Raw genomic sequence first — 13,446 nt, 5'->3', positions numbered from 1 at the left:
GACATTCGCGTCGCGATTTGCAAATTCGTTGCGATTCATTGCGCGCGATTGCGTTCCATTGCGATCGCGCGGAGTGCGCGCAGTCCCGCGCGTCAGCGTTTCAGTTCGGCGACGAAGTCGTAGTAATCGTCGCGGCAATACGTTTCGGACACTTCGATCGCGCGCTGGTCGGCACCGTAGCCGATGCGCGTGATCACGAGCAGGGCCGAGCCCGGCTTCACTGACATCCACTTCGCGATCTCGTGCGTCGCGTTCGCCGCGCGAAAGTGCTGCAGCGCGCGCACGACGGTCATCCCGCGGGCGTCGAGGTATTCGTACAGCGACGCGCCGAGCGCCTGCGGATCGGGCACCACCGCGGCCGGCAACGTCGAATGCTCGACGGCCATCACGATGCCGTCCGCGCGGCGCAGCCGCTCGAGCCGCGCGACCGTCGCACCCGGCGCGAGGCCGAGACGCGTGATCTCGTCGCGGCTCGCGGTGCGCAGCGTGCGCGACAGCCACACCGAATCGGGGACGAAACCGCGCTGCTGCATCTTCGCGGTGAAGCCGACGAGACGCGACAGCGGATCGGCGACGCGCGGCGTGATGAAGCTGCCCGCACCGCGCGCCCGCTTGATCAGCCCCTGCTCGACCAGCAGCGCGAGCGCACGGCGGGCCGTGATACGCGACACGCCGACCGACCCCGACAGCAGCCGCTCCGACGGCAGCGCCTCGCCGGCCCGCCACGCGCCGGCGTGAATCGCGCTCGCCAGGTTGCGGGCGAGCTGCAGATACAGCGGCGTGTCGTCGAGGGGATCGGGCGCCAGTTCGGACCAGCCGGTTTCCATGTGCCTCCGGGTGTCGGACGACGATCTCGGACCGTCGAAAGTGAACGCATTATATAACCACCATAATACCAGTCAACGAACTGGTATTAGCGGCGCGAAAATCGCCGGGAGCCTTGCCCGGCAAGCGTTTTAGTTGCCGCAAAGCCTTTGTTTACAATGCGATGCGGGATAGGGATTTACCCGGATTGGTATGCAAGGGGACAGTTCCCGGGCCGGATTTGCCAAGCTTGAGAAGCCGAAAACGATACCGAAATAGAACCAGTTCGGCCGACTGGTATGCATCCGGAGACAGCGTGCGGGCGGCGTGCCGGCACGCCGCGTCAGTGGAACTCGCGGCTCGACGTGCGCAGGCCGCCGAGCAGCGGCGTCAGATCCTCGAAATGCTGCGCGACGAGGTGCCTCACGTCGCTGACGACCTGCCACACGCCCGACGCCGCGAGCAGCCGCGAATCGAGCGTTTCGCGGCGCTGCCGCGCGAGCAGTTCGGGCCGCACGATCACGTTCACGCAGCCCGTCTCGTCCTCGAGCGTCATGAACATCACGCCCTTCGCGGTGCCCGGCATCTGCCGCGCGATCACGAGCCCGCACGCGCGCGCGAGCCGGCCGTCGGGACGGTCGCGCAACTCGACCGCGGACGACAGCCGCTGCGCGCGCAGCGCGGGACGCAGCAGCGCGACCGGGTGGCGGTTCAGCGTGAGGCCGGTGGTGTGATAGTCGGCGAGGATATCGTCGGCTTCCGACGGCGCGCCGAGCACGGGCTGCTCCGTTTCGTCGATCGGCGCGGCGGCGAGCAGGTCGCGCTCCGGTGCTGCGGCGACGGCCTGCCACAATGCATCGCGGCGATGGCCGGCGAGCGTCGCGAGCGCGTTCGCGGCGGCGAGCGCTTCGAGATCGCGCCGTTCGAGCTGCGCGCGGCGCGCGAGCGCATCGACGTTCTCGAACGGGCCGGCCGCGCGCGCGGCCTCGATGCGCCGCGCGGCGGCCTCGCCGAGGCCGCGCACGAGCGACAGGCCGAGCCGCACCGCGGGCTGGCCGCGTGGCGGCGGCTGGCTGGGCAGCGCTTCGAGCGACGCCTCCCAGCCGCTGCGCGTGACGTCGGCCGGGAAGACCTTCACGCCGTGGCGCTTCGCGTCCTGCACGAGCTGCGCGGGTGCGTAGAAGCCCATCGGCTGGCTGTTCAGCAGCGCGGCGACGAAGATCGCGGGTTCGTGGCATTTGAGCCAGCTGCTCGCGTACGCGAGTTTCGCGAAGCTGGCCGCGTGGCTCTCGGGAAAGCCGTATTCGCCGAAGCCCTTGATCTGCTCGAAGATCTGCTCGGCGAATTCGCGCGTGTAGCCGCGCTCGAGCATCCCGCTGACGATCTTGTCGTGATACTTCTCGAGGTTGCCCTTGCGCTTCCATGCGGCCATCGCGCGGCGCAAGTCATCCGCTTCACCGGGTGTAAAACCCGCGGCGACGATCGCGATCTGCATCACCTGCTCCTGGAAGATCGGCACGCCAAGCGTGCGTTCGAGCACTTCCTTGAGCGCGTCGCTCGGATACGTGATCTCACCCTCCTCTTCGCCGGCCATGATCCTGCGCCGCTTCAGGTACGGATGCACCGCGCCGCCCTGAATCGGGCCGGGTCGCACGATCGATACCTGGACAACAAGATCGTAGTAGTTGCGCGGCTTCAGCCGCGGCAGCATCGACATCTGCGCACGCGATTCAATCTGGAACACGCCGACCGTATCGGCGCGGCAGATCATGTCGTAGGTTGTTTCGTCATCCTGCGGAATATGCTTCAGCGTGAACGGTTCGCCGTCCTTCTCCGGCCCGCGCCATGCGGTGCGCAGGTCGAACGCGCGATGCAGCGCCGACAGCATGCCGAGCGCGAGCACGTCGACCTTCATCAGCCCGAGCGCCTCGAGATCGTCCTTGTCCCACTGGATCACGCGCCGCCCGTCCATCGCCGCGTTCTCGACCGGCACGAGCCGCGTGAGCTTGCCGCGGCTGATCACGAAGCCCCCCGAGTGCTGCGACAGGTGGCGCGGAAAATTGAGCAAGCGCGCGGCGAGTTCGGCCCACGTGCGGATCAGCGGCGTTTGCGGGTCGAGCCCCGTGGACGAGAATTGCTGCAGCAGGTCGCGGCTGCCGTCGAACCAGCGATGCCCCTTCGCGACTCGATCGACCAGCATCGGATCGACGCCGAGCGCCTTGCCGGTTTCGCGCAGCACGCCGCGCGGACGATATGTCGACACGGCGGCCGCGAGCGCGGCGCGATTCTTGCCGTATTTTTCGTAGATATGCTGGATCACTTCTTCCCGGCGCTGATGCTCGAAGTCGACGTCGATATCGGGCGGCTCGCCGCGTTTTTCGCTGATGAAGCGTTCGAACAGCATCGTGCTCTGATCGGGATCGACCTCGGTGATGCCGAGGCAATAGCAAACGACCGAGTTCGCGGCCGAGCCGCGGCCCTGGCACAGGATGTTCTGGCTGCGTGCATATTTGACGATGTCGTAGACGGTCAGGAAGAACGGTTCGTAGCTCAGCTTCGCAATCAGGTCGAGTTCATGGCGGATCAGCTTTTCGACCTTCTCCGGAATGCCCTGCGGATAACGCACGGCCGCGCCCGCCCGCGTTTCCTGTGCCAGGTAGCTCGTCGGTGTGTGGCCGTCGGGCACGATCTCGTCGGGATACTCGTAGCGCAGCGAGCCGAGGTCGAAATCGCACGCGTCGAGCATCGCGCACGTCTCGGCGATCTCGCCCGGCGAAAACAACTTCGCGATCCGCCCGCGCGAACGCAAATGCTGCTCCGCGTTCGGTGCAAGCGCATACCCGCACTCCGAAACCGGCATCCCGACACGAATCGCCGTCATCACGTCCTGCAGCGGTTTGCATGAGCGCTTATGCATCGTCACGTCGCCGAGCGCGACGACGCGCACGCCGCGACGCTCACCGGCCTCGCGGATCTCGTCGCGCTGCGCGCCGTCGAGTGCCCGCTGCAACTGCACGAGCCCGAGCCGCGCGCGCTCGCCGAAGGTCGCGCGAAGCCATGCGACCTGCGCATCGAGCACGTCCGCGCGTACCGGATACGCGGGCACGAGAATCGCGAAGCAGTCGGGCATGCCGCGCAAATGGGCGAACTTGGCCGGCGGCGCCGACAGCATCCGCGGCGTCAGCTTGTACGTGCCCTTCGGCGACGCCATGCGCCGCCACGAAATCAGCTCGGAAAGATTGCCGTAGCCCTCGCGATTCTGTGCGAGCAGCACGAACCCGAACGCGCCAGGGCCCGGATCGTGGCCGGGCACGACATCATCCGGCGTGACATCGAAATACGAACCGATGACGAGCGGCAATCCTTCCGCCTTCGCCGCGACATGCATGCGCGGCGCGCCGGCAAGCGAGCATTCGTCGGTGATCGCGATCCCGCGATAGCCGAGTTCCGCCGCCCGCTCGACCAGTTCTTCCGCATGCGACGCGCCATGCAGGAACGAAAAGTTCGAACGACAGAACAACTCCGCGTAATCGGGCAACAAACTGAATTGCGCAACCATCTTCGTTCACCCGAACAGGCCGTGCAGGAACCAGTGCGGTTCGGACTCGCTCCCCGCCCGCTCCCTGAACACCCAATAGCACGCACCGGCTTCGTCCTGCGCGACGTGGTAATCGCGTGCAGCGAGCTGACCGTCGAACCACCCGGCCTCGATCCGCTCCGGCGACGACATCATCCGGAGCGGCGTATGAAATACCGGCCGCTCACCGCGCATCAGCAGCGGCAGCGGCTCGGCCAGCAGCCACGCGGGACGCGGCGGCGCGGCCGGCGGCCCGCAGGCCGGCTTGCCCGCCTGCGCATCGAGCGGCAGCCAGCGGTTCGCGGCCTCCGGACGGTAATCGGCGACGGGCGCCGCGCGCAGCACGTTGTCCGCGCCGAGCCGCGCGACCAGCAGTTCGAGCAAGCGCGCGCGCGTCTCTTTCGTGCCGCCCGGCTCGGGGAAAAGATCGTCGGCCGGCGGCGCCACCGATTCGACGCGCGTGGCCTTCAGCCGAACCGCGATCACCGCGGCCGGTAATTCGACGCGCGCGAGCCGCTCGCCGAGCAGCCGCATGAAGTGCGTCTCGTCGCGCACGGGCGCGGCGAACGCGAGTTCGAGCGGTGTCGGCGGCACGGCCTGACGGCCGCGCTCGTGCTCGAGATCGAACGTCATCGCGGCCAGCGACAGCTGCCGCGCGGCCAGCCACCCGCAGAGCTGCACGACGAGCCGCCGCGCGGCGAACAGCACGGCTTCCGCGTATTCGACGCGCTCCGGCAACTCGAGCCGCACGTCGAACACGGGCGGCACCGCCATCCACGCAAGCGGCTCGATCGCATCGCCGTACGCGCGATCGAGCGCGGCGAGCAGCGCCGGACCGCAGCGACGCTGCAGCCCCGCGCGCGGCAGGCCGCGCAGATCGGCGAGCGTGCGGCAGCCGAGGCCGTCGAACCAGCCCGCATACGGGCGCGCGTCGGGCAGCAGCGCACACGGCAGACGATCGAGCGTACGGACGAGCGAAGCCGGCCCGGCCACGCGGCGCCGGATGCGCGCACGCGCCGACATGCGTGCGAGCAGCCACGCGCCGCGCCCGGTCGGCGCGGCGGACAGGCGCGCCGCATAGCCGAGCGCCGCGAGCGTCGCGCGCACCTGGCGGCACAGCGACGGCAGGCCGCCGAACAGGCGCAGGCTCGGACCGACGTCGACGATCAGCGTCGCTTCGTCGTCGAGCGCGACGCACGGCGAGAAGCGCAGCAATGCGAGCGCGACCGCGCGCAGCGCATCGGCCTCGCGGGCGGGATCGCGTTCGACGAGCCGCGTGTCGGGCGCGAGCGTCAGCACGCCGCCGCGCTTCATGCCCGCGCGCACGCCCTGCCGGCGCGCGGGCGCATCGGCAATCAGCACGACACCTTGCTCGAGCACCGCGCAGCCTGCGTCGTCTGCGTCGTCCGCCGCGCCGTCAGACGGCGGCGGGGCGCACACGTCGAGCGGCAGGCGCGGCAGATGGATGCCGAGCAAGACGCGCATAGCGGCTCTCCACGATGGGCGACGGCAAATCGAGCGCGAGCGGCTCGCTGCGCGCGGGCCCGCGGCGCTTGACGATGTCGAGCGACACGCCGCCCGGCACCGGATGCAGCGCGACGCGCAGCACGGCCGGCGACGGCTGCCGCGCGGCCGACAGCGGGCGCAGCATCACGAACAGCGTGTCGCCGGTGCGCGCGGCCGCGAGATGCAGGCGCCGCAGCGCATCGGGCCGCGCGTCCTGCCAGAGCAGCAGCGCACCGCAGCAGCCCGTCCTGAGCGCCTGCTCGGCGGCCCACAAGGCATCCGTGCGGCTGCCGGCGCGCAGCCACAGCAGTGCGTCGGCCGGCACGCCGAGACCGGCGAGCGCCGTCGCATGCGGCGACTGAGGCGGCGCGACGAGCGCGAGCGGACGCCGCGCGCTGACGGTGCGCGCGAGCGCGGGCGCGAGCAGCCGCATCTCGCCGCAGCCCGGCTGAGCGGCCAGCAACTCGACGAGCCCGCCGACCGGCCAGCCGCCGCCCGGCAGCTCGGCGGACAGCGGCGCGAAACCCGTGTCGATCGTGCGCGAACCGCCGCGCGCGAGCTGCGAGCCGCGCCAGAGCGACGGATGAAGGGATTCGGGAGAAATGGAGGATGCGAGCATGACGCCACCCACAACTGTATGGATATACAGTATATGGCAATGCGCTCGCGTCGCACAGTCCTGAGGCGAAACCGGTTTTTCGTCAGAGGAAAAACGACGGGAAAACTGGTGCGACCGTCATGTTACTCCGCACCGGAGCGGGCGAGCCGGATCGTGTCGCCCGATTCGCCGGGCCGATGCGCCAACCTCCGGGCGAACCGACACGATGCAGTTCCCCGCACCGCACCGGCCCGCCCGCCGCGCGTCAGCCGAGCAGCAATGCGTCGTCGTCGAGCTGCTCGTGCCGCACCTTCTCGAACATCTGCAGCAGGTCCGGCACGTCGAGCCCGCGGCGCTGGTCGCCCGACACGTCGAGCACGACCTGCCCCTGGTGCAGCATCACCGTGCGGTCGCCGTAATCGAGCGCCTGGCGCATGCTGTGCGTGACCATCATCGTCGTCAGCTTGCTCTCGGCGACGATGCGCGCGGTCAGCTCCAGCACGAACGCGGCCGTCTTCGGGTCGAGCGCGGCCGTGTGCTCGTCGAGCAGCAGGATCCGCGACGGCCGCAGCGACGCCATCAAGAGGCTCACCGCCTGCCGCTGACCGCCCGACAGCAGCCCGATCCGATCGGTCAGCCGGTTTTCCAGCCCGAGGTTCAGCAGACGCAGCTTGTCGCGGAACAACTCGCGCGACGGCCGGTCGAGCGCCGCGCGAAAGCCGCGCCGGGCGCCGCGCGCCATCGCGAGCGCCATGTTCTCCTCGATCGTCAGCGCCTCGCAAGTGCCGGCCATCGGATCCTGGAACACGCGCGCGACGAGGTGCGCGCGGTCCCACGCGGCCTTGCGCGTGACGTCCGTGCCGTCGATCGCGATGCGTCCCGCATCGACGCGCTGGTCTCCGCTAACCGCATTGAGGAAGGTTGACTTGCCGGCGCCGTTCGAGCCGATCACCGCGACGAACTGGCCGTCGGGAATCTCGAGCGACAGCCCGCGCAACGCGCGCGTCTCGATCGGCGTGCCGGGGTTGAACGTGAGTTTCAGGTCGTGTGCGGACAGCATGTCAGGCCCCTCCGTTCTTGCGCGCGAACAGCTTCTTGCGCGTCGCCGGCAACACGAGCGCGATCGTGACGAGCGCGGCCGTCACGAGGTTCAGGTCCTGCGCCTTCAGGCCGATGAATTCGCTGTTCAGCGCAAGCGCGATGAAGAAGCGGTAGACGATCGCGCCGAGCACGACGGCGAGCGTCGTCAGCACGAGCCGGCGCGCGGGCAGCAGCGTCTCGCCGATGATCACCGCGGCCAGCCCGATCACGATCGTGCCGATCCCCATCGAGATGTCGGCGCCGCCCTGCGTCTGCGCGAACAGCGCACCGGCGAGCGCGACGAGCGCGTTCGACAGCGCCATCCCCGCGAGCGTCGCACGGCCCGTCGCGATGCCTTGCGCGCGCGCCATCCGCGGGTTCGCGCCGGTCGCGCGCATCGCGAGGCCGAGCTGCGACGAGAAGAACCAGTCGAGGCCGAGCTTCGCGACCACGACGACGATCGCGAGCAGCGCCGGGCGCAGCACGTAGTCGGGCATCCAGTCGGGCTGCAGCACGGTGAAGATCGTCGGCTCGGTGATGAGCGGCACGTTCGGCCGGCCCATGATCCGCAGGTTCACCGAGTAGAGCGCGATCATCATCAGGATACTGGCGAGCAGGTCCATGATCTTCAGGCGCACGTTGAGCCAGCCGGTGACGAAGCCGGCCAGCGCGCCCGCGACGATCGCGATCACCGTCGACGTGAACGGGTCGTGGCCGGCGGAAATCAGCGTCGCGGCCACGGCGCCGCCGAGCGGAAAGCTGCCGTCGACGGTCAGGTCGGGGAAGTTGAGGATGCGGAATGAAATCAGCACCCCGAGGGCGACGAGACTGAAGATCAGGCCGATCTCCAGCGCGCCCAGAAACGAGAACAGAGACATGATGGGGAAATCCTGTTGCTTCCCGGCCGGACGTGTACGGCCGGGCGAAGCGGACGGGCGGCCCCGGGTGGGAGCCGCTCGCCCGGCGGTTTCGTTCAGGCCCGGATCGGGCCCGCAAGCGCGGCGCTCGGGCCGCGGCTTACTTGATGACCGTCTTCGCTTCCTTGAGCAGATCCGGCGACAGCGTCACGCCCTGCTTCGCGGCCGCGCCCGTGTTCGCGAACAATTCGAGGTTGCTGCTCGTCTCCGACGCGATCGCGCCCGGCTTCTCGCCCTTCAGGATGCGCGCGACGACCTTGCCGGTCTGCCGGCCGAGGTCGCCGTAGTTGATGCCGAGCGCCGCGATGCCGCCGCGCTTCACGCTGTCGGTGTCGCCGGCGACGAGCGGGATCTTCGCTTCGTTCGCGACCTTCACGAGCGCTTCGTACGCGGACACGACGTTGTTGTCGGTATTCGTGTAGATCACGTCGACCTTGCCGATCAGGCTCTTCGCGGCCGGCCCGATGTCGACGGTGCGCGGCGCGGCCGCTTCCTTCAGCGTCATCCCCTGCTTCGCGAGAATCTCCTTGAGCTCCTTCACGACCACGACCGAGTTCGCCTCGCCCGGGTTGTAGACCATGCCGACCGTCTTCGCCTTCGGCACGACGCGCTTGATCAGCGCGACCTGGCGGTCAAGCGGCAGCTTGTCGGAGACGCCCGTCACGTTGGTGCCCGACGCGCCCCAACCCTTCACGAGCTGGGCCGCGACCGGATCGGTCACGCCCGAATAGACGACCGGCACGCTCTTCGTCGACGCAACCACCGCCTGCGCGGCCGGCGTCGCGATCGCGACGATCACGTCGGGCTGGTCGCCGACGAACTTGCGCGCGATCTGCGCGGCCGTGCCCGTGTTGCCCTGCGCGCTCTGGTATTCCCACTTGAGCTTGTCGTCGCCGTAGCCTTCCGCCTTCAGTTCGGCGCGCACGCCGTCGCGGATCGCATCGAGTGCCGGGTGGTCGACGATCGACAGCACCTTGACCGTCTGGGCGTGCGCGGCGCCTGCCAGCGCGAATGCGGCGACGCCGGCCGTGATCGAACGGATCGCGAAAGTCTTGAAACGCTTCATGGGTGAGTCTCCCCCGTATTTGTGTCGGTTCTGGATGATGGATTCCCGCCGCCGTCATGCAGGTGCCTATGCGCGCGCGATACGGCGGCAGCAGCCCCGCGCGGGCCCCGGGAAGGCGCGCGGCGGCGAACGTACGAGGATACCATTTCCGCAGACCACCGCCTGACTCCGAGCTTTCGGGCAAGCGGCCGGCACAGGCGGCCGCCGCGCCGCCGCGAAACGCTCGGGAAACCCGGCCGGGGGCGCTCCGCGCCGGTCCCGGCGCAACGCGTCAACCGCGTTCACAGCTTTACGTTATGCTGTCCGCCGACTCAGTCCACACCATCGGAGGGCGCATGAAACGGGAACGCCACGCGATCGCGTGCGCGGCCGTCGCGCTGGTGCTGCCAGGCGCGGCATTCGCGCTGACCGACGGCAGCGCGCAATACGACGACTGCATGCTGGGCGCGCTGCGCGAGAGCCGCAACGGCGTGGCCGCGCAATTGATCCAGCGCTCGTGCGACGCGCTGTACCGCAACAACGCGATGCTGCTGCCGCGCGAGCGGCGCTTTCACGAGTGCGTCGTGCAGTCGTTGCCGGGCGTGCGCGACAACTACGCGATCCAGCAGATCATGGCGATCTGCTCGCGGCGCGGCGAAATGTGAGCCGGCGCTGAACGCCGGGCGCCGCGCGGTTGCATGCCGGCCGTGCCAATGAAAAAGGGCCTGCGCGAGGCAGGCCCTTTCGTCTCAGCAGTCCGACCGGAGTGCGGCGTTCAGAACGATGCGACCATCGAGCCCTTGAACTGCTTCTTGATGAATTCCCGTACTTCCGCCGACTGGTACGCCTTCACCAGCTTCTTCACCCACGGCTGATCCTTGTCCTTCGCGCGCACGGCGATCAGGTTCGCATACGGGCTCGTCAGCGATTCGAGCGCGATCGCGTCCTTGGTCGGCTGCAGGTTCGCGGCGAGCGCGTAGTTCGTGTTGATCACCGCGGCGTCGACATCCGACAGCACGCGCGGCAGTTGCGCGGCGTCGAGCTCGGAGATCTTCAGCTTCTTCGGGTTCTCGGCGATGTCGAGCACCGTCGCGTTGTTGCCGCCCGTGCCGGCGCCGGCCTTCAGCTTGATCACGCCTTGCGTCTGCAGCAGCAGCAGCGCGCGATTCTCGTTCGACGGATCGTTCGGCACCGCGAGCTTCGCGCCTTGCGGCAGGTCCTTCAGCGCCTTGAACTTCTTCGAGTACACGCCGATCGGCGAGATGTAGGTCAGGCCCGCGCTGACGATCTTGTAGCCGCGCTGCTTCACCTGGCTGTCGAGGTAGGGCTGGTGCTGGAAGCTGTTCGCGTCGAGGTCGCCCGCATCGAGCGCCGCGTTCGGCTGCACGTAGTCGTTGAACTCGATGACCTTCACGTTCAGGCCTTCCTTCTCCTTCGCGACCTTCTGCACGAGCTGCCACACTTCCGCATCCGGGCCGGCGACCGTGCCGACCTTGATGACCTTGTCCTCGGCGTGCGCGCCCGCCGACAGCGTCAGCGCGGCACCGGTGGCCAGCACGGAAAATACCTTCAGGAGACTGCGACGCTTCATCTGTTTCTCGCTTGCTTGCTAACTGAAAATGGGGCGCGATCCGGGTATCCCCGAACTCGCAGGAAGGGGCAAATGGTGTCACAGGATCGGCCGGAAGTGAAATACATCCCGCTCATATGGGTATGCACCGCGGCAGTGCCGGCAGTCGATGCGCGGCTCGGCCGTTAGTTGCGTTCAGTGCGCGCGGGCACCGGCGTCGACGACCCGGAACGCGCCGATCGCGTCGCGCAGCCGCCCGGCCTGCTCCTGCAGCGACGCCGCGGCCGCGGTGGCCTCCTCGACGAGCGCCGCGTTCTGCTGCGTGACCTGATCCATCTGCGTGACTGCGCGCCCGACCTGCGTGATGCCGCTCGCCTGCTCTTCTGACGCCGCCGCGATCTCGCCCATGATGTCGGTCACGCGCGCGACCGCCTGCAGGATCTCGCCCATCGTCGTGCCGGCCTGGCCGACCAGCGTCGAGCCGTTGCGCACGCGCTCGACCGAATCGACGATCAGTTCGCGGATTTCCTTCGCCGCCGTCGCGCTGCGCTGCGCGAGCGATCGCACCTCGCCGGCGACCACCGCGAAGCCGCGCCCCTGCTCGCCGGCCCGCGCGGCCTCGACCGCCGCGTTCAGCGCGAGGATGTTGGTCTGGAACGCGATGCCCTCGATCACGCCGATGATGTCGGCGATCTTGCGCGAGCTGTCGTCGATCTCGCCCATCGTGCCGATCACGCGACTGACGACGTCGTTGCCCGCCCGCGCGATCTCCGATGCGTTGTTCGCGAGCCCGCTCGCCTGCCGCGCGTTGTCGGCGTTCTGCTTCACCGTCGCGGTCAGCTGCTCCATGCTCGCGGCCGTTTCCTCGAGCGATGCGGCCTGCTCCTCGGTGCGCTGCGACAGGTCGTCGTTGCCGGACGCGATCTCGCGACTCGCCGACGCAATCGACTCGGCCGACTGGCGGATTCCGCCGATCGTCGCCTGCAGGCGCGCCTGCATGTCGCGCATCGCCGCCATCATGCTCGTGTCGTCGCCCGCACGCACCGGCACCGGCCGCGTAAGGTCGCCCTGCGCGATGCGCGTTGCCAGCGCGGCCGCTTCGTCCGGCTCGCCGCCGAGGCTGCCGCGGACGTTACGGATGATCACGAGCATCGCCGCGCTGATCACGAAGCCGATCACGAACACGACCGCGAGGTGGCCGAACAGCGTCCGGTAGTAGACGGTATCGATGTCCTTGAGGAACACGCCGCTCGAGATGTTCCAGTCCCACGGCGCGAAGCGCGCGACGTAGCTGATCTTCGGCACGGCGGTCTCGCTGTGCGGCAGCCGCCCGCGATACTCGGCGAAGCCGCTGCCGGTCGCCTTCGCCGCGTTCAGGATCGTGACGAAGAGCGGCTTGCCGTCCGGGTCGAGATAGTCGCCGACCTGCGTGCCGACCAGCTTCGGCAGCGTCGGGTGCATCAGCACGACGGGTTTCGAATCCATCACGAACACATAGCCGGACTCGCCGTAACGCATCGCGGCCAGGCTCGCGAGCGCGTCGCGCTTCGCGTCGGCCTCGGGCAGCGTGCCGCTCTGCGCGAGCGCGTGATATGCGTTGACGATGCCGGTCGCCGAGTCGACCAGATTGGCGATGCCGGCCTTGCGTTCGGCGAGCATCGTCGCGCGCGTCTCGTATGCGCTCCATGCGCCGACGCCGAGCAAGCCGATCCATACCAGCGCAAGCGCGAGCCACAGCTTGCGATTCAAACTCATCCTGCTCATCTGCGTGCCTCGTTGTCGAAGTCGATTCCCGCATACGCGCGAACGGCCGGTCGCGCGCAAACGGTTGCCCCCCGTATTTACGGCAGCGAGACTTACAACTTGAATACACGCGCGACGGCCGGCACGACACGGGACGGCCGCTGTGCTAAAAAGACCGGCTGACCGGCACACGACGCGCCGGCGACATTCCAGGGCCATCCATGTACGTCATCGACATCCACTACAACGCGTCGCTCGAGCGCATCGACGATGCGCTCGAACGCCACCGTGCGTATCTGCAGCCGCTGTTCGAGCGCGGCATCTTCATCGCGGCGGGGCCGAAGGTGCCGCGCGAAGGCGGCGTGATCCTCGCGGCCCGCATCGACCGCGACGAACTGGACGCGATTCTGGAAACCGATCCGTTCGTGACCGAAGGGCTCGCGACGTACCGCGTGACGGAATTCCGGATCACGCGTGCCGCGCAGGGCTTCAACGTGCCGGCACTGCCGTAACGCGCGCCGGCGCGCGAATACGCGCACACACGCCGCCTCGCGAGGCGGCGAATGCAGATCGAGGGGAAACGGGAAGAATGCGTGACGGCGCGTC

The 13,446-nt window shown here is 68.6% G+C and carries 11 protein-coding genes; 2 read left to right on the top strand and 9 right to left on the bottom strand.

All coding sequences use genetic code 11. The features are described 5' to 3' along the window. Window positions 1-92: 92 nt before the first annotated feature. From ACV22W_RS17825 to ACV22W_RS17795, 7 genes are all read right to left on the bottom strand, one after another. Window positions 93-827 (bottom strand): GntR family transcriptional regulator, encoded by a 735-nt coding sequence (locus tag ACV22W_RS17825; RefSeq protein ID WP_448020787.1) that lies wholly within the window; start codon window positions 825-827, stop codon window positions 93-95. A gap of 320 nt (window positions 828-1,147) precedes the next feature. Then, the gene (locus tag ACV22W_RS17820; protein ID WP_448020785.1) at window positions 1,148-4,363 is read right to left on the bottom strand and encodes an error-prone DNA polymerase; all 3,216 of its coding nucleotides are present in this window, start codon (window positions 4,361-4,363) and stop codon (window positions 1,148-1,150) included. Between the two features lie 6 nt (window positions 4,364-4,369). Continuing rightward, window positions 4,370-5,866, bottom strand: a complete 1,497-nt coding sequence (locus tag ACV22W_RS17815; protein WP_448020783.1) for a Y-family DNA polymerase — start codon at window positions 5,864-5,866, stop codon at window positions 4,370-4,372. Beyond that, a complete protein-coding gene (gene imuA, locus ACV22W_RS17810; protein ID WP_059526176.1) occupies window positions 5,799-6,506 on the bottom strand; it encodes a translesion DNA synthesis-associated protein ImuA in 708 nt (235 codons plus the stop codon). The genes ACV22W_RS17815 and imuA overlap by 68 nt, the downstream gene beginning before the upstream one ends. Before the next feature lie 244 nt (window positions 6,507-6,750). Beyond that, window positions 6,751-7,545, bottom strand: coding sequence for an ABC transporter ATP-binding protein (locus tag ACV22W_RS17805; RefSeq protein WP_448020781.1), 795 nt, complete (start codon window positions 7,543-7,545; stop codon window positions 6,751-6,753). A 1-nt stretch (window position 7,546) separates the two neighbouring features. Beyond that, window positions 7,547-8,443, bottom strand: coding sequence for an ABC transporter permease (locus ACV22W_RS17800; RefSeq protein ID WP_059526182.1), 897 nt, complete (start codon window positions 8,441-8,443; stop codon window positions 7,547-7,549). A 139-nt stretch (window positions 8,444-8,582) separates the two neighbouring features. Next, window positions 8,583-9,548 carry an ABC transporter substrate-binding protein gene (locus tag ACV22W_RS17795; protein ID WP_175909312.1) on the bottom strand — a complete coding sequence of 322 codons (966 nt, stop codon included), beginning with the start codon at window positions 9,546-9,548 and terminating at the stop codon, window positions 8,583-8,585. 335 nt (window positions 9,549-9,883) lie between these two features. Between ACV22W_RS17795 and ACV22W_RS17790 the strand changes: the two genes are divergently transcribed. Continuing rightward, window positions 9,884-10,192: a VF_A0006 family four-cysteine protein gene (locus ACV22W_RS17790; protein WP_448020779.1), complete on the top strand. Its 309-nt coding sequence runs from the start codon at window positions 9,884-9,886 to the stop codon at window positions 10,190-10,192. 110 nt (window positions 10,193-10,302) lie between these two features. On the opposite strand, the gene ACV22W_RS17785 is transcribed toward ACV22W_RS17790, so the two are convergent. Both ACV22W_RS17785 and ACV22W_RS17780 read right to left on the bottom strand, forming a co-directional pair. Beyond that, complete coding sequence (locus ACV22W_RS17785) at window positions 10,303-11,118, bottom strand: MetQ/NlpA family ABC transporter substrate-binding protein (protein WP_059691441.1); 816 nt, start codon at window positions 11,116-11,118, stop codon at window positions 10,303-10,305. A gap of 174 nt (window positions 11,119-11,292) precedes the next feature. Then, the gene (locus ACV22W_RS17780) at window positions 11,293-12,861 is read right to left on the bottom strand and encodes a methyl-accepting chemotaxis protein (protein WP_448020777.1); all 1,569 of its coding nucleotides are present in this window, start codon (window positions 12,859-12,861) and stop codon (window positions 11,293-11,295) included. Window positions 12,862-13,061: 200 nt separating this feature from the next. Between ACV22W_RS17780 and ACV22W_RS17775 the strand changes: the two genes are divergently transcribed. After that, on the top strand, window positions 13,062-13,352 hold the full coding sequence (locus tag ACV22W_RS17775; protein ID WP_044848209.1) for a YciI family protein: 291 nt from the start codon (window positions 13,062-13,064) through the stop codon (window positions 13,350-13,352). Window positions 13,353-13,446 lie beyond the last annotated feature (94 nt).

This window comes from Burkholderia sp. AW49-1, assembly GCF_053427845.1.
Note: the sequence above shows the minus strand (reverse complement) of the source record. Positions and strands in the feature narration are given on the sequence as shown.

What these genes read in the sequence shown, in the direction of transcription:
- imuA (WP_059526176.1), bottom strand. Translation starts at nt 6,506, where the DNA reads ATGCTCGCATCCTCCATTTCTCCCGAATCCCTTCATCCGTCGCTCTGG.
- ACV22W_RS17815 (WP_448020783.1), bottom strand. Translation starts at nt 5,866, where the DNA reads ATGCGCGTCTTGCTCGGCATCCATCTGCCGCGCCTGCCGCTCGACGTG.
- ACV22W_RS17795 (WP_175909312.1), bottom strand. Translation starts at nt 9,548, where the DNA reads ATGAAGCGTTTCAAGACTTTCGCGATCCGTTCGATCACGGCCGGCGTC.
- ACV22W_RS17780 (WP_448020777.1), bottom strand. Translation starts at nt 12,861, where the DNA reads ATGAGCAGGATGAGTTTGAATCGCAAGCTGTGGCTCGCGCTTGCGCTG.
- ACV22W_RS17790 (WP_448020779.1), top strand. Translation starts at nt 9,884, where the DNA reads ATGAAACGGGAACGCCACGCGATCGCGTGCGCGGCCGTCGCGCTGGTG.
- ACV22W_RS17775 (WP_044848209.1), top strand. Translation starts at nt 13,062, where the DNA reads ATGTACGTCATCGACATCCACTACAACGCGTCGCTCGAGCGCATCGAC.
- ACV22W_RS17805 (WP_448020781.1), bottom strand. Translation starts at nt 7,545, where the DNA reads ATGCTGTCCGCACACGACCTGAAACTCACGTTCAACCCCGGCACGCCG.
- ACV22W_RS17800 (WP_059526182.1), bottom strand. Translation starts at nt 8,443, where the DNA reads ATGTCTCTGTTCTCGTTTCTGGGCGCGCTGGAGATCGGCCTGATCTTC.
- ACV22W_RS17820 (WP_448020785.1), bottom strand. Translation starts at nt 4,363, where the DNA reads ATGGTTGCGCAATTCAGTTTGTTGCCCGATTACGCGGAGTTGTTCTGT.
- ACV22W_RS17785 (WP_059691441.1), bottom strand. Translation starts at nt 11,118, where the DNA reads ATGAAGCGTCGCAGTCTCCTGAAGGTATTTTCCGTGCTGGCCACCGGT.
- ACV22W_RS17825 (WP_448020787.1), bottom strand. Translation starts at nt 827, where the DNA reads ATGGAAACCGGCTGGTCCGAACTGGCGCCCGATCCCCTCGACGACACG.